Genomic DNA, 15,584 nt, shown 5'->3' with positions numbered 1-15,584 from the left:
GACGGTGACATAGCGTGGCTTAAGGACCGGTTTCGGTCGGACGCCAAAGACCCAAATCCAGTTTGCGTAAGGGTTCTGCGGGTGCGTCAGAAACGGTCGTTTCTGGTGATGAGAACATCTTGCGAACTCAGAACAAAGCATGTACGCATTAAGGGTGTTCCACAGGTCGCTGGGGCGCAGCGCGGGAAGCGCCGATCAGGCGACCGGAATCATGGGATAGAGGGCGGATCAACAATGAGCAGTCAGGCGGCTTTGAAACTCGTGGCCAAGGAAGAAGGCGATAAGCAACGTGCGCTAGAGGCGGCTCTCGCCCAGATCGACCGCGCGTTCGGCAAGGGCTCGGTGATGAAGCTGGGCGAAAAGGGCAAGGTCGAGATGGAGTCCGTCTCCACCGGCTCGCTCGGCCTGGACATCGCGCTCGGCATCGGCGGCCTGCCCAAGGGCCGGATCATCGAGGTCTACGGCCCGGAAAGCTCGGGCAAGACCACCCTGGCCCTGCACGTGGTGGCCGAGGTCCAGAAGGCCGGCGGCACCGCCGCCTTCGTCGACGCCGAACACGCGCTCGACCCGTCCTACGCCTTCAAGCTGGGCGTCAATCTCGACAACCTGCTGGTCTCGCAGCCCGACAACGGCGAGCAGGCCCTGGAAATCACCGACACCCTGGTGCGCTCGGGCGCCGTCGACATCGTGGTCATCGACTCGGTCGCTGCCCTGACGCCGAAGGCCGAAATCGAAGGCGAGATGGGCGACAGCCTGCCAGGCCTGCAGGCCCGTCTGATGAGCCAGGCGCTGCGCAAGCTGACCGCCTCGATCAACAAGGCCAACACCATCGTCATCTTCATCAACCAGATCCGTCACAAGATCGGCGTGATGTACGGTAGCCCGGAAACCACCACGGGCGGTAACGCTCTGAAGTTCTACGCCTCGGTGCGCCTGGACATCCGCCGCACCGGTTCGGTCAAGGTCCGTGACGAGATCATCGGCAACAACGTCCGCGTCAAGGTGGTCAAGAACAAGGTGGCCCCGCCGTTCCGTGAGGTCGAGTTCGACATCATGTACGGCGAGGGCATCTCCAAGCTGGGCGAAGTCATCGACCTGGGCGTCAAGGCCGGGATCATCGACAAGGCCGGCTCGTGGTTCTCCTACGGCAGCCAGCGCATCGGCCAGGGCCGCGACAACGTCCGTGAGTTCCTGAAGAACAACAAGGACGTCGCCGCCTCGATCGAAGCGGCCGTCCGCAAGTCGTCGCAGAAGATCGAGGAAGAGCTCCTGGTCGGCGGCCCGGAAGAGGGCGAGGAAGAGTAGTCCTCCTCAAAGGTTTCGCGGCCTTCGCCCGACCCCGGGCGTCCCCGCCTTCAACACGCCCGCGGCCGGACCGCCGCGAGGGCCGCGATCGCAGGCCGCCTGGACCCCATGCCAGGCGGCCTCATTTCGTTGAGATCCTACCCCGCTCGCGGGGGAGGAGGCCCAGAGGGCCGGAGGGGGCTAGCTCGGCCTTCGCAGCACTTGCCCCCTCAGTCGCTGAGTTCATCCTCGGGCGCGCGCTTCGCGCGACCCGGGGGCGACAGCTTCCCCGCATCGCGGGGGAGCATCCGCCTCCAACCCCACCCTTTCCCTGGCTGCACAAAGCCCCCATCTCCACCAAGGTTTCCCCTTCGCCTAAAACCGCGCTATGAGCGCGCGACTCCCGGCCGCTCGCCGGCCGACAGACCTGAGACGCGAATGCCCAGCCTGAACGAGATCCGCAGCACCTTCCTCGACTACTTCGGCAAGGCCGATCACGCCGTGACGCCGTCGGCGCCGCTGGTGCCGCAGAACGATCCGACCCTGCTGTTCGTCAATGCCGGCATGGTGCCGTTCAAGAACGTGTTCACCGGCGCCGAGACGCCGGCCCATCCGCGCGCGGCCAGTTCGCAAAAGTGCGTCCGCGCCGGCGGCAAGCACAACGACCTGGACAATGTCGGCTACACCGCCCGCCACCACACCTTCTTCGAGATGCTGGGCAACTTCTCGTTCGGCGACTACTTCAAGGAACAGGCGATCCACCACGCCTGGACCCTGCTGACCGGCGAGTTCAAGCTGCCCAAGGAAAAGCTGCTGGTCACGGTGTACCACACCGATGACGAGGCCGCGGATCTCTGGAAGAAGATCGCCGGCCTGTCGGACGACCGCATCATCCGCATCCCGACCAGCGACAACTTCTGGTCCATGGGTGACACCGGCCCTTGCGGTCCGTGCTCGGAAATCTTCTTCGACCACGGCGAAGGCATTCCCGGTGGCCCCCCGGGCAGCCCCGATGAGGACGGCGACCGCTTCATCGAGATCTGGAACCTCGTGTTCATGCAGTTCGAGCAGATGGCCGGCGGCGAGCGCGTCTCGCTGCCCAAGCCCTCGATCGACACCGGCATGGGCCTGGAACGCGTCGCGGCCGTGCTGCAGGGCGTGCACAACAACTACGACGTCGACCTGTTCAAGAGCCTGATCGCGGCCAGCGTCGAGCTGACCGGCGTCAAGGCCGAGGGCGACCAGGCCCCGTCGCACCGCGTCATCGCCGACCACCTGCGCTCGTCGTCGTTCCTGCTGGCCGATGGCGTCACGCCCTCGAACGAAGGCCGCGGCTACGTCCTGCGCCGGATCATGCGCCGGGCCATGCGCCACGCCTATCTGCTGGGCGCCAACGAACCCCTGATGCACCGCCTGGCCCCGACCCTGGTGGCCGAGATGGGCCAGGCCTATCCGGAACTGCGCCGCGCCGAGGCCTCGATCGTCGAGACCCTGCGCCAGGAGGAAGAGCGCTTCCGCGTCACCCTGGGCCGCGGCATGGGCCTGCTGGACGAGGCCACCGCCAACCTGTCGAGCGGCGGCGTGCTGGATGGCGAGACCGCCTTCAAGCTCTATGACACCTACGGCTTCCCGCTGGACCTGACCCAGGACGCCGTGCGCGCCAAGGGCCTGACCGTCGACACCGACGCCTTCGACGCGGCCATGGAAAAGCAGCGCCAGATGGCGCGCGCCAACTGGGCCGGCTCGGGCCAGCAGGCCGGCGCCGCCGCCTGGTTCGCGATCAAGGAAAAGGCCGGCGCCACCGCCTTCGTCGGCTATGAGACCACCGAGACCACCGGCGTCGTGAAGGCGATCGTCGTCGACGGCGCCGAAGTCGAGTCGGCCCGCGCCGGCACGACTGTCGAGGTTCTGCTGGACCGCACCAGCTTCTACGCCGAGAGCGGCGGCCAGGCCGGCGACACTGGCGCGATCGAGGCCAATGGCCGCGAGAGCCGCGTGATCGACACCCAGAAGCAGGCCGGTGAGCTCTATGTCCACCGCGTCGAGCTGGCCGGCGACCTCAAGGTCGGCGACAGCGTCGTGGCCTCGGTCGACGCCGACCGTCGCCACACCACCCGCTCCAACCACTCGGCCGCCCACCTGGTGCACGCCGCCCTGCACCATGTGCTGGGCCCGCACGTCGCCCAGAAGGGCCAGATGGTCGACGGCGAGCGCATGCGCTTCGACTTCAGCCACGGCGGTCCGTTGACCGCCGAGGAGCTCGACAAGATCGAGGCCGAGGTCAACGAAGTCATCCGCCAGAACGTCCCGGCCGAGACCAAGGAAATGGCCCCGCAGGAGGCCATCGAGGCCGGCGCCGTCGCTCTGTTCGGCGAGAAGTACGGCGATAGCGTCCGCGTCCTTACGCTTGGCAAGTCGCTGAGCGATGAGGCCAAGGCCTATTCGGTCGAACTGTGCGGCGGCACCCACGTGGCCCGCACCGGCGACATCGCCCTGTTCAAGATCGTCTCGGAACAAGGCGTCGCCGCCGGCGTGCGTCGCATCGAGGCCCTGACCGGCGAGGCGGCCCGCCGCTTCCTGCTGGACCAGGCGGGCGTGGCCAAGTCGTTGGCCGACCAGTTCAAGACCCCGGTGCTGGAAGTCGGCGCCCGCGTCGACGCCCTGATCGCCGACCGCAAGCGCCTCGAGAAGGAACTGGCCGACGCCAAGAAGCAGCTGGCCCTGGGCGGCGGCGGCGGGGCTGGCGCCGGTCCTGAGGACGTCAACGGTACGGCTCTGATTGCCCGCGTCCTGGACGGCGTCGGCGGCAAGGAGCTGCGCGGCGTCGCCGAGGAGTTCAAGAAGCAGCTGAACAACGGCGGCGTCGTCGCCCTGGTCGGCACGTCGGACGGCAAGGCCGCGGTCACCGTGGCGGTCACCGCCGACCTGACGGCCAAGTTCAGCGCCGCCGACCTGGCCAAGGCCGCCGTGATCGCCATGGGCGGCCAGGGCGCGGGCGGCAAGGCCGACTTCGCCCAGGGCGGCGCTCCGGACGACAGCAAGGCCCAGGACGGCCTCGCTGCGATCAAGGCGCTGCTGGCCGGCTGATGCGCCGACCGCGGCTTGGAATGGCAAAGGGGACGCTGAAAGGCGTCCCCTTTTTCGTGCCTGGCCCGGGCGCCGCGCCGCGCAAGGACGTTGTGTGTCGCCGATAAGCTGACGGTGACGGTTCGGGGGCGTTACTTGTCGGTAGAAGACGGGCCGTTCGCCAGGCCTGCGGCTTCATGGTCGTGATATCTCCAGATCAAGGCCCAGAGCCCGTACGATAGAGCCGCCAACACTGCGCCGTCCGCGAACCGGCCTATGGGGTCCAAGGCCGTCAGGGCGAACAAACCGATCAGCACCAAGATCGACAGCAGGGCCACCGCTACAGGACGCGCCCAGTTCGCTGACGCCTTCAGACCCTGCCCTACAAGACCGACCATCACTGCAAACAACGCAGCGGCCAGGGCCGAAACGGCCAGCAACACGAGTATCCCCACAAACACGCCGTTCAAGAACGAAAACGCAGCGCCGAGACCGGTGGCGGCGTTCGCCAGCAGCCCAACCAACCCATAGGTCTGCACGTCGAGATACTGTGATGGCTTCGCAGCATGATCGGATCCCATCACGAACGCGGTTCCCCCGAGGAAAAGCGCCATGAGAAATGAGGGGACGCCGATCAGCCAGGCTGAGATCTGGAAGCCACGAGTGACGATCCGCTTATGGGTCAATCGGGGGGCAGAACGGCTGAGCAATTTCGACGCCCTGATCCGAGTTGGGAAGGAAATCCGCGCCACTATACCGCGATCGCAGCGATGACCCTTACCGCGAAGTCGACCCGTGCGTCGTGGTCAGCGTGACCCGTATCCTCACTCAGCCATGCGGCATCTTGCAGATCGACAGCTTGTTGCCGTCCGGGTCGCGCACATAGGCCAGGTAGTAGCCCTCGCCATAGACGGGACGCGGACCCGGCTCGCCTTCACTGGACCCGCCGTGGGCCAGGGCGGCGGCGTGGGCGGCGCAAACCTGCTCCTCGGTCTCGGCGCGCAGGCCGATCATGATCCCGTTGCCGGCCTTGGTCGGTTGGCCGTTCTCGGGCTTGCAAAGCAGGATCGTCGCGTGCTCGGGATTGGGGCCATAGCCGATCCAGTGGTCCTGCCGCCACAGCCGCGCATGGCCCAGCGCGCCCAGTACGGCGTCGTAGAAATCGCCGGCGCGGTCGGGATCGCTGGCGCCGATGGTGACGTAACTGATCATGGGGCTGGTCATGAAAATCTCCTCTGGCCCCTTCCTAACCCCGCCGCTGACGATCGGTGTCAGCAGCGAGCGCCGAGGTGTCAGGCGGGACCCAGCAGCAATGCGGCCAGCGCCAGGGTCAGGGCCGACAGCGCCGTGCTCAGCGCCACGGCCCGCGCCGCGCCGCGCGGGAAGACGCCATAGGCGCGAGTCTGGATGAAGACATTGACCGCCGTCGGGGCGGCGGCCAGCAGGGTCGCGCCGACGCGGAAAGCGGGCGGGGCGGGGGTCAGACCGACCGCGAACCAGACCAGCACCGGAAACACCGCCAACTTGGCGACGGCGGCCAGGATCACGGGCGCGGCGGCAGGCGTGGCCTCGTCCTCGGCCTGGCGCAGGCCCAGGGCCGCGCCCAGGGCGACCAAGCCGACGGGACTGCCCGAGGCGGCGGCCATGCCGACGGCGCGATCCAGCGGTTCGGGCAGGGCGATGTCCAGCAGGGCCAGGCCGATGCCGGTCAGGGCGGCGGCGACGACCGGGTTGCGAAAGGCCTGGGTCGTCGAGCGCCAGACCGAGCGGCCCGCCGCCCAGCCCAAGAGCGCCACACCGGCGGCGGTCAGGATCACGAAGTCGACGGCGACGATCCCGGCCACGAGGCGGGCGGTCTCGACCCCCAGCACCGCCGCGGCGATCGGCAGGGCCAGGAAGGCGCTGTTGCCGACGCCTGACGCCATGGCTGCGCCCGCCCGCTCGGCCTTGCTCCAGCCCAGCGCGCGCCCCGCGACGGCGACGACGGCGATGATCGCCAGGCCCACCCCGGCATAGGCGGCCAGGCCCGCGACCAATTCCGGACCCGGTCGGCCGGTGCGCGACAGCGAGTGGACGAGCAGGGCCGGGAAGCCGACCCAGTACACATAGGCCGACAGGCCTTGCGCCATTCTGGCGTCCAGCAGCCGCAGTCGGGTCAGGGCCAGTCCCGCGCCGACCAGCAGGAAGAATGGCCAGACGCGCGTCAGGACATCGAGAACGAGAGGCAGCACCGGTCCGGGTTAGCCTTGGCGCTCGTCGCCGGGCAGGCGGATATGCACCAGCTTCCAGGTGAACAGCGCCTTGCGCTCGAAGGTGAAGATCGTGGTCTTGCCGCTGTCGTCCGGGCGCCGGATCGAGATGCGCACGCGGTTGGGGTCCCAATAGGCGATGCCCGGATAGGGGCCCTTCACGGCATGGTTCAGCTTGCCCAGCACCGTGTCGTCCTGCGCCGAGGCGGGCGGGGCCTTGCCGGGCGCATAGCCGCGGGTCAGGGCCGAGACTCCGGCCACGGTCAGATAGCGGTCGACCTTGGGCTCGGGCGGGGTGATCGGCTCGATGGCCTTCTTGAAGACGCTCAGCGGATCGCGCCAGATCGAAGGGTTCTCGGGCTGAGCGGCGGGAGCGTTGGCGACCAGTTGGCCGGTCAGGCTGCGGCGCACGGCGGGGAAGTCGACCAGCTGACCGATCGCCTGGACATCCTCATACTGTGCGGCGGCCTTCAGCGCCCGGAACGCGAACCAGGGCGCCGTCGCAAAGGCGGCGGCGAAGACGAAGATCGCCAGCACGATCAGGTCCCAGATCCGCTTCTGCAGGGTCATGCCGCCTCCCAAAGGGTTAACGCGGATAGATCACAGCTATCGACGTTCACCGCAAGGGCGCTCGCGTGCGACGGGCGCGTCCTTGCGGCAGTTCGGCATGCTTAGGGTTTCACTCGCTGACGCCGTCCAGCTCCTTGAGCCGCGTCGCGATCTGGTCGGCGAATTGGTAGATGTCGGTCAGGTCGCTGATGTTGTGCCGCGTCTCGTCCTTGCCGGCGAAGGTCCCGAAGTACTTCGTCGTGATGCCGTTGAAGTGCAGGCGCGCCAGGCTCTTGCGATTGTTGTCGTCCAGCAGGATCGCGCAGTACGACTTGGCGTCGCGCATCACCACGCGCTTCGGATTGACGTGCTTGGCGGCGATGGCCTGGACGATGTGGAATCCGGAGATCTCCTCAGGCGTCGTGATGATCTCCGCCTCGTTCTCCTCGATCGAAGCGGTGGGCGCTTCCTCGGGGATGGTCGATGCGTTCAGGGCCGAGGACAGGCGCTCGTTGACGAGGTCTCGGATCAACGACGAGATCGAGTTGGTCAGCAGCTTGGAGAAGTTCTCGCGTACCTGAGACGTGATGCGGCCTTCGTGAACGCGACTTGCCATCATGCGGACGAACTCCTCGGAAGGTTCCGAGAATTCCTTCTCGAGCTCCTTCCTGAGCAGGGATTGCAGCTTCAGGAAGCCAGCCTCCTGCACGATCTTCTCGATGTCGAACGCGTGCTTGGAAAACTTCTCGATCGTCCGGACATCGGTGGGCTTCAGCGCGTCCATGCTGAAGGAGAAGAATGGCTTGTCGTCCATCTTGTTGGGCGCTTCGACGTCTGAATAGAACTGGAAGACGACGCCATTGGTCAGGATCGCCAGCCGTGCGTCGGTGACGCTGAAATAGCGAAAGAGCTGGCTGGCGTGGTTGAGATTCAGGGCCGAGGACGCTGGCTTGCACTCCAGCAGGATCTTGACCTTGCCGCTGTCACAGATCGCGTAGTCGACCTTCTCGCCCTTCTTGGTGCCGACGTCGCAGGTGTACTCGGGGATCACTTCTGACGGGTTGAAGACGTCATAGCCCAACGCCTGAATGAACGGCATGACCAAAGCCGTTTTGGCGGCTTCCTCCGTCAACAGGACTTCCCGGTGTTCGATGGTTCGTTTCTGGAGTTCCGCCAGCCGCGTCGCCAGATCCATAGTGCGCCCTCCCGTGCACGTTTTGAGGGCATGATGACTCTGGTTCTCGCAAAGGTCCATTGGCCTCCTGCAAGCTTCACCGCTTGTGGGTGCTGTGCGACAACGCGGGCGCTGTTGATGGCTTTCTGCATCGTGCTACGTCTCGCTTCAGGGGACTTCCAGTATCGCGAGTAACGACACGTGTTGTGCCGTCCTTTGGCGCGCGTCTGCGCCGTCGTCGCCGTCCTCCTCCCAGCTATGGCCCATTCCGCAGATCTCGACGCCGCGGTGCTGGGCGAGCTGAACTATGTCCGGGCCAATCCGGGCGAGTATGCGCGCGAGCTGCGGGGGGCGTCGGCGTGGGTGTTCGAACAGGAGGAGCCGGGGGCGGTGGCCGAGGCGATCGCGTTCCTGGAACGCCAGGCGCCGCTGCCGGCGCTGAAGGCCGATCGCCGATTGGACGCGGCGGCGCGGGAGCATGCGCAGGCGCAGGGGCCGCGCGGTGATGTCGGTCATGGGGCGGTGGGCGGGCTGGGTGCGCGGCTGCGGGCCGCTGGCGTGTTCGCCGGGATGAGCGCCGAGAACATCTCGTACGGCCATGACGACGCGCGCGCCATCGTGCGACAGTTGGTGATCGACAGCCGGGTGGCCGGGCGTGGCCACCGGCGCAACATCTTCTCGTCGGGCTACAGCGCCGTCGGGGTCGCCTGTGGCGGTCACCGGCAATGGGGCGCGATGTGCGTGATCGACTTCGCCGGCGCCATCGTCCAGCGCGACTAGGCCCCAAACGAAAAACGCCCCCGGATTGCTCCGGGGGCGTTCTCGTTCAGGCCGAAGCCTTAAGTCTTAGGCCATGGCCTTCTGGAGGTTCTCGTCGATCTTGTCGAGGAAGCCTTCCGTGGTCAGCCAGCCTTGCTTGTCGCCGACCAGCAGAGCCAGGTCCTTGGTCATGAAGCCGCTTTCGACGGTGTCGATGCAGACCTTTTCCAGGGTGGCGGCGAAGTTGGCCAGTTCCTGGTTGTCGTCCAGCTTGGCGCGGTGGGCCAGGCCACGCGTCCAGGCGAAGATCGAGGCGATCGAGTTGGTCGAGGTGCTCTCGCCCTTCTGATGCTGGCGATAGTGACGGGTCACCGTGCCGTGGGCGGCTTCGGCTTCCACCGTCTTGCCGTCCGGCGTCATCAGCACCGAGGTCATCAGGCCCAGCGAGCCGAAGCCCTGGGCGACGATGTCCGACTGCACGTCGCCGTCGTAGTTCTTGCAGGCCCAGACGTAGCCGCCCGACCACTTCAGCGCCGAGGCGACCATGTCGTCGATCAGGCGGTGCTCGTAGTGGATGCCCTTGGCCTTGAACTGGTCGGCGTATTCGGCGTCGAAGATCTCTTGGAAGATGTCCTTGAAGCGGCCGTCATAGGCTTTCAGGATGGTGTTCTTCGTCGAGAGATAGACCGGATAGCCGCGGCCCAGGCCGTAGGCGAACGAGGCGCGGGCGAAGTCGCGGATCGAGTCGTCGAGGTTGTACATGCCCATGGCCACGCCGGCCGACGGGCTCTTGAACACTTCGTGCTCGATGGTTTCGCCGTCTTCGCCGACGAACTTGATCGACAGCGTGCCCTTGCCCGGGAACAGGAAGTCGGTGGCCTTGTACTGGTCGCCGAAGGCGTGACGGCCGACGATGATCGGCTGGGTCCAGCCCGGCACCAGGCGCGGCACGTTCTGGCAGATGATCGGTTCGCGGAAGATCACGCCGCCCAGGATGTTGCGGATCGTGCCGTTCGGCGACTTCCACATCTTCTTCAGGCTGAACTCCTCGACGCGCTGCTCGTCGGGGGTGATGGTCGCGCACTTGACGGCGACGCCGTGCTTCTTGGTCGCCTCGGCGGCGTCGATCGTCACCTGGTCGTTGGTGGCGTCGCGGTTCTCGACCGACAGGTCGTAGTAGTCCAGTTCCAGATCCAGGTACGGGAAGATCAGCTTATCCTTGATGAGCTTCCAGATAATCCGGGTCATTTCATCGCCGTCCATGTCGACGACGGGGTTGGCGACTTTAATCTTGGCCATTGCGGGGATGTTCCTCTGGCGGTGGCGCGCTTGCGGCGATCTGGCGCACAGGGCCAGGAAGCGGCGCGGACGGGGAGGCTATAGACTGTTGCGTCGCCAGGGAAAAGCCGGACGGCGCCACCTGGGGCCAGTTCGCGGCGAGAGCCTGTGTTTTGGGGACGCCAGCCCCGATGCGGACTGGAGCGCGTGGCGAAGATGCGCTCTACTTCCGGAAGGGGCGGGGCGCCAGACGGGGCCTGGGGATTGGCGTTGAATACAGATCAGGGCGCGACCGCAGAGGTCCGTACGCCGTTGGCGCGGCGTCTGTTGACCATGGTGGCGATCCTGTCGATCGCGGTGACGGGCGTGGCGACCGCGGCGGCGTTCGTGTTCGTGCGCGAGAGTGCGGTCGACACTCAAAAACGGCACCTGACCGAGTATGTCAGCGAGCGGGTCAAGACCGAGGATCGCCTGTTCTCGGACCTGGTGAAGGTGCATGCCGCAGCGGGCGGAGCCCTGACCCGGCGGCTGGACCAGGGCGAGGGCCCCGGCGCCGGGACGCGTTTCGAGCGGCTGTTCCCGGACCATGGCGACGGTACGCGGCGCTCGGCGCCGGGCTTGTTCGACGGCGCGCGCCTGGGTGACCAGTTCGTCTACGGCGTCGGGGCGTTTCTCTCGCGCGCCGACAGCCTGACGACGTTCGAGCGGTCGTTGTACCTGTCGGCGCTGGACGTGGTGTCGGGCACGGGCGAGGCCGAGATCGGCCACTACGACAACTTCTACTTCTTCTCGCCCGACATGCGTCTGCTGATGTTCGGGCCGCAGCGCCCGGACCGACTGACCTTTTACCGCCAGACCGCGCCGGCTGACCTCAGCATCGTCAACGAGGAGATCGCCCAGCTGATCCTGCCGGAGCACAACCCCGAAGGGGTGATGAAGTGCACGAAGCTGCGGCGCATGATCACCGATCCGACGGGCAACAGCCTGAACGCCGCTTGCGTGACCCCCTTCTACTACAAGGACCGCTTCCTGGGTGCGTTCGGCACCAGTCTGTCGCTGGACTCCTACCTGCTGCGCGCGGTGGCCGACGCCTTGCCTGGCGCGCGCAACATGATCGTCACCGACAGCGGCGAGCTGGTGGCGGCTCAGGGGCTGGCGCGAAACGGCGTGGTCGACGCAGAGGCGCTGCGTCGGTTCGAGGCCGGCAACAACCTCAATCCGCTCGTGGCGCATATCCGCGCGCAGCATCATTCGGTCGGCACGCTCCTGTCGCCGAACGGCGACCGGCTGATCGCCTATGGCCGCATGGCGGAGCCGGGGTGGTGGTTCCTGATGAGCTTCCCGTCGGAGGAGATCGTCTGGTCGTCGCTGAAGACCGCCTCCTGGGTGCTGCTGTTCGGCTTTATCGGCGTAGCGATCCAGGTGCTGCTGCTCTATCGCCTGACCAACCAGATGGTCGCCGCGCCGCTGGGCGCCCTGGCGTGCTCAGCGTCTCAACGGCGGCGATGGAACCGAGGCGATCGAGGCCCGCGACGACGAGATCGGCGCTCTTGCCCGCACGCTGCGGGGAGAGCGCGATCGCAATGTCGAGCTGCGTCGCTCGCTGGAAGACCGAGTCGCCGCCCGCACCGTTGAGCTGGAGCGGGCCAACCAGGCCAAGTCGGTGTTCCTGGCCAACATGTCCCATGAGCTGCGCACGCCGCTGAACGGGGTGATCGCCATCGGCGACCGTCTGGCCGACGAGGAGGATCCGGCCGTCCGCCGCGAGATGGCCGCCCTGGTGTCCTCGTCGGGTCGGCTGCTGGAGCAGGTTCTGGGCGACATCCTGGACGTCTCGAAGATCGAGGCCGGCGAGTTCCAGCTGACCCCGGCGCCGTTCGACCTGGTCCAGCTGGTGCGCGGCATGGCCGAGCTGCACGCCGCCGCCGCCGAAGCCAAGGCCCTGACCCTGCGCTGGTCGGTCTCGCCCGAGGCGGCCGGGACCTATGAGGGCGACGCCGCGCGGATCAGCCAGATCCTGTCGAACCTGCTGGCCAACGCCGTGAAGTTCACCGGCGAAGGTGAGGTGTCGCTGGAGGTCGATTGCGTCGACGGCGCCCTGCGCTTCGTCGTGCGCGACACCGGCGTGGGCTTCGACGGCGACGTGCGCGAGCGTCTGTTCAAGCGCTTCGTCCAGGCCGACCAGTCGATCACCCGCCAGTTCGGCGGCACCGGCCTGGGCCTCTCCATCTGCGCGGCTCTGGCCGAGATGATGGGCGGCGGGATCGATGCGGAATCGGTGACAGGCCAGGGCGCGCGCTTCGAGGTCGTGCTGCCTCTGCCGCGCTTGGCGGACGCCGCGCCTGAGGTGGAGGCGGAAGTTCAGGACGAGGTCTCGCTGGAAGGCCTGCGTGTGCTGGTCGCCGAGGACCATCCGACCAACCGAAAGGTCGTCGAGATCGTGCTGGAGCCGTTTGGCGTCGACCTGACCATGGTCGAGGACGGCCAGGCGGCGCTGGATGCGCTGGATGAGGACCGTTTCGACGCGGTGCTGATGGACATGCAGATGCCGGTCATGGACGGCCTGACCGCCACCCGGGCGATCCGGGCTCGCGAGGCCGCGTCGCACGGTCCTCGGATGCTGATCATCATGCTGACCGCCAACGCCATGGAAGAGCACGTCGCGGCCGCGCAGGCCGCGGGAGCCGATCTGCACCTGGCCAAGCCGCTGCACCCCGCGCAGTTGCTGGAGGCCTTGGCGCAGGTCCGGCGCGGTTAGAATTCCTTGAACACTGCACGCCCGACGTCGGCGACGATGGCTTCGCGCGCCGCGGCGTCCTGGGTCGAGGCGGTGAGGAAGATCACGAAGGCGATGCGCTGGCCGCCCTTCAGCTCGGCCACGGCGATGCTGTGGATCGACGGCGAGACGCCCAGATTGATCGGCGAGGTCCCGGCGCTCTGGATCAGCCGCGCGCCCTTGGGCAGGGCGGCGGTCAGATAGCCCGGATCGCGGCCCAGCAGGCGGGCGGCGTCGGGACGGCTGACCAGCTCGCGGTTCAGGAACGCTTCCAGCAGGCGGATCATGCCGATCGGCGTGGCGGTGTCGCGCTGGTCGGCGCCGCGTTCGCGGCCGGCCTCGGCGCGCTCGGCGGTTGGGACGGAGTCGATGGCCTTTTGCCAGGCTTCCTCGGTCTTCCAGTCGGCGCGGAACGAGGCGAGGCCGCGGGCGTCGGTGGCGACCTGGCGGCGATAGCGATCGACGCTGACGTGGTCCAGCCGCTCGACCTGCAGCCAGCCATTGACGCCGCCGGGGCCGCCGATGCGCTTGGTCAGGACGTCCAGGGCCGTGGTGTCGCCGGCCCGGCCCAAAGCTTCCAGCTCGGCGACGGTGTAGTCCTGACGGCTAGGCCAGGCGTCGGCCACGGCGCTGGGCGGCGGCGACAGGTCGACGTCGCGGATGGTGATGGTCTCCGTCGGCTGAAGGTGTCCGGCCTCCATCTCGCCCATCACGGCCGCCAGGATCGGGATGCGGGACGCAGCCCCCAGCGGGAAAGGTCGCTCGCCGTTGAACGCCCACAGCTGGCGGGTGCCCAGGTCGATGACCGCCACGCCCAGAGTGGCCGGCGCGGCGCGGGCGGCGATCTCCTCCATCCGCTTCTGCAACGCCTTGGGATCGATGGCGGGCTCTTCCTGGCCCAGCATCGGTTTCTCGCCACAGGCTGCCAGCAGCGGCAGGACGGCGAGGGCGGTCAGGAGGGCGCGGCGCGACATGCGGGCTAAACGCGGCTGTAGCGGTTCGGCTGCGCGCTAAAGCTTGCAAGAGGCGTGTGGTCGGCGGCAAAGGGTGCGGATGACCGACGAACTCCAGCCCGTCCCGCCCAAAGTCACGCCGCCTTGCGTCATCCTCAACGAGCCCCAGCTGGCTGAGAACATCGGTGCGGTGGCTCGGGTAATGGCCAATTTCGGGCTGTACGACCTGCGTCTGGTGCGGCCTCGCGATGGCTGGCCGCAGGAGCGGGCCTGGCCCAGCGCCTCGGGCGCCAGCTGGCCTCTGGACGACGCCAAGGTCTTCGACACGCTGGAAGAGGCCATCGCCGACCTCAAGCTGGTCTACGCCACCACGGCCCGGCCGCGCGAGACGCGCCTGCCAGTCTATACGCCGCGTGAGAGCGCCAACCACCTGGCCGAGGATGTTGCGTTGGGCCGCGCCGTCGGCCTGCTGTTCGGTGGCGAGCGCGCGGGCCTGGAGACCCACGACATCGCCCTGTGCCAGGCCATCGTCTCGATCCCGATCGACGAGCGCTTCCGGTCGCTGAACCTGGCCCAGGCCGTGTCGATCAACGCCTACGAATGGAAGATGACCCAGGACGACCGGCCCTGGAAGAAGTTCGAGCAGAACGTCGAAGAGCCCGCCGACCAGTCGGCGCTGCTGGGCCTGTACGAACATCTGGAAGGCGAGCTGGACAAGGCCGGCTTCTATCATCCGCCGGAGAAGAAGCCGTCGATGGTGCGCAACCTGCGCGCCCCGCTGGCGCGCGCGCGGCTCAGCGACCAGGAGGTCCGCACCTTCCGCGGCGTGGTCACCGCGCTCAGCAAGGGCCGTGGCCGCGTGCTGGCCAAGCTGGCCGAGAAGACCAAGAAGGACGAAGCTCCTTAAGGAGCTGGTCCGGCGGCGGAATTGACGCCGATCATCCGCCGACGGAGCGGGCGGGCGCAGGGTTCAGGCGTGGTCGACGCAAGGAGCCTTCATGACCCCCGACGCAAGAACTCTGGTGGTGGTCGCCGACGGCCATCGCGCCCGCCTGCTGGAGCAGGCCCGCATCGATGGTCCGCTGCATGACCGTCCGGAATGGCTGCCGGGGATGCGCGAGCATCACGAGCACGAGGGGCCGACCCACATCGTCCATTCAGGCGACGTGCGTGACCGCGCCGAGAAGGCGTTCCTACGCACCTTGGGCAAGAAGCTGGACGACCTGATCTGCCGGCAGTCGTTCGACCATGTGATCCTGGTGGCGCCGCCGCGCGCCCTCGGTCATCTGCGCGGCGCGCTGTCGTCGCCGGTCGCCCGAAAGGTGGTCGGTTCGGACCCGCATGAGCGCGTCGACGCCACCATCATCACCCTGCAGGAAGTGGTTCACGCCGCACGTCACGCCCGGGCAGCGTAGCGCGCAGCGTGTGGGGGCGGACCGGAGGTCGACCTCATCCCCCGATCTTCGGTCCAGCTCCCGACTTGCCTCCTGGGTCGA

14 protein-coding genes are annotated in these 15,584 nt (G+C 67.4%); 7 read left to right on the top strand and 7 right to left on the bottom strand.

Annotation, left to right across the window (positions count from 1 at the left end):
- The first annotated feature begins 234 nt into the window (after positions 1-234).
- A complete protein-coding gene (recA, locus tag E1H18_RS01965) occupies positions 235-1,305 on the top strand; it encodes a recombinase RecA (RefSeq protein WP_172263163.1) in 1,071 nt (356 codons plus the stop codon).
- A 417-nt stretch (positions 1,306-1,722) separates the two neighbouring features.
- Complete coding sequence (alaS, locus tag E1H18_RS01960; protein WP_172263161.1) at positions 1,723-4,371, top strand: alanine--tRNA ligase; 2,649 nt, start codon at positions 1,723-1,725, stop codon at positions 4,369-4,371.
- Between the two features lie 131 nt (positions 4,372-4,502).
- Here the strand turns inward: alaS and E1H18_RS01955 are convergent, their stop codons facing one another.
- The 5 genes from E1H18_RS01955 to E1H18_RS01935 all read right to left on the bottom strand — a co-directional run bounded on the left by E1H18_RS01955 (position 4,503) and on the right by E1H18_RS01935 (position 8,280).
- Positions 4,503-5,060, bottom strand: a complete 558-nt coding sequence (locus tag E1H18_RS01955; protein ID WP_172263159.1) for a hypothetical protein — start codon at positions 5,058-5,060, stop codon at positions 4,503-4,505.
- A gap of 118 nt (positions 5,061-5,178) precedes the next feature.
- Positions 5,179-5,562 carry a VOC family protein gene (locus tag E1H18_RS01950; RefSeq protein ID WP_172263868.1) on the bottom strand — a complete coding sequence of 128 codons (384 nt, stop codon included), beginning with the start codon at positions 5,560-5,562 and terminating at the stop codon, positions 5,179-5,181.
- An 80-nt stretch (positions 5,563-5,642) separates the two neighbouring features.
- Positions 5,643-6,578, bottom strand: coding sequence for an AEC family transporter (locus tag E1H18_RS01945; RefSeq protein ID WP_194247854.1), 936 nt, complete (start codon positions 6,576-6,578; stop codon positions 5,643-5,645).
- Positions 6,579-6,590: 12 nt separating this feature from the next.
- Positions 6,591-7,169, bottom strand: coding sequence for a DUF2939 domain-containing protein (locus tag E1H18_RS01940; protein WP_172263157.1), 579 nt, complete (start codon positions 7,167-7,169; stop codon positions 6,591-6,593).
- Positions 7,170-7,278: 109 nt separating this feature from the next.
- The gene (locus tag E1H18_RS01935) at positions 7,279-8,280 is read right to left on the bottom strand and encodes a type I restriction endonuclease (RefSeq protein WP_241735853.1); all 1,002 of its coding nucleotides are present in this window, start codon (positions 8,278-8,280) and stop codon (positions 7,279-7,281) included.
- Between the two features lie 243 nt (positions 8,281-8,523).
- On the opposite strand from E1H18_RS01935, the gene E1H18_RS01930 reads away from it, so the two are divergent.
- Positions 8,524-9,102 (top strand): CAP domain-containing protein, encoded by a 579-nt coding sequence (locus E1H18_RS01930; protein WP_206679013.1) that lies wholly within the window; start codon positions 8,524-8,526, stop codon positions 9,100-9,102.
- A 66-nt stretch (positions 9,103-9,168) separates the two neighbouring features.
- Here E1H18_RS01930 and E1H18_RS01925 read toward each other — a convergent pair whose 3' ends face one another.
- Positions 9,169-10,380 carry an NADP-dependent isocitrate dehydrogenase gene (locus E1H18_RS01925; RefSeq protein ID WP_172263154.1) on the bottom strand — a complete coding sequence of 404 codons (1,212 nt, stop codon included), beginning with the start codon at positions 10,378-10,380 and terminating at the stop codon, positions 9,169-9,171.
- A 249-nt stretch (positions 10,381-10,629) separates the two neighbouring features.
- Between E1H18_RS01925 and E1H18_RS27215 the strand changes: the two genes are divergently transcribed.
- Positions 10,630-11,994 (top strand): hypothetical protein, encoded by a 1,365-nt coding sequence (locus E1H18_RS27215; protein ID WP_370526392.1) that lies wholly within the window; start codon positions 10,630-10,632, stop codon positions 11,992-11,994.
- Positions 11,995-12,022: 28 nt separating this feature from the next.
- Complete coding sequence (locus tag E1H18_RS27210; RefSeq protein WP_370526391.1) at positions 12,023-13,117, top strand: ATP-binding protein; 1,095 nt, start codon at positions 12,023-12,025, stop codon at positions 13,115-13,117.
- Here the strand turns inward: E1H18_RS27210 and E1H18_RS01915 are convergent.
- A complete protein-coding gene (locus tag E1H18_RS01915; protein WP_172263153.1) occupies positions 13,114-14,109 on the bottom strand; it encodes a serine hydrolase in 996 nt (331 codons plus the stop codon). The two genes, E1H18_RS27210 and E1H18_RS01915, sit on opposite strands and share 4 nt — an antisense overlap.
- A gap of 79 nt (positions 14,110-14,188) precedes the next feature.
- On the opposite strand from E1H18_RS01915, the gene E1H18_RS01910 reads away from it, so the two are divergent.
- Complete coding sequence (locus E1H18_RS01910; RefSeq protein ID WP_172263152.1) at positions 14,189-14,995, top strand: RNA methyltransferase; 807 nt, start codon at positions 14,189-14,191, stop codon at positions 14,993-14,995.
- A 91-nt stretch (positions 14,996-15,086) separates the two neighbouring features.
- Positions 15,087-15,503 carry a host attachment protein gene (locus E1H18_RS01905; RefSeq protein ID WP_172263151.1) on the top strand — a complete coding sequence of 139 codons (417 nt, stop codon included), beginning with the start codon at positions 15,087-15,089 and terminating at the stop codon, positions 15,501-15,503.
- The last annotated feature ends 81 nt before the right edge of the window (positions 15,504-15,584 follow it).

This window comes from Caulobacter sp. RHG1 (assembly GCF_013181195.1).
Lineage (GTDB): Bacteria > Pseudomonadota > Alphaproteobacteria > Caulobacterales > Caulobacteraceae > Caulobacter.
This window is presented reverse-complemented; position numbering and strand designations above follow the sequence as displayed.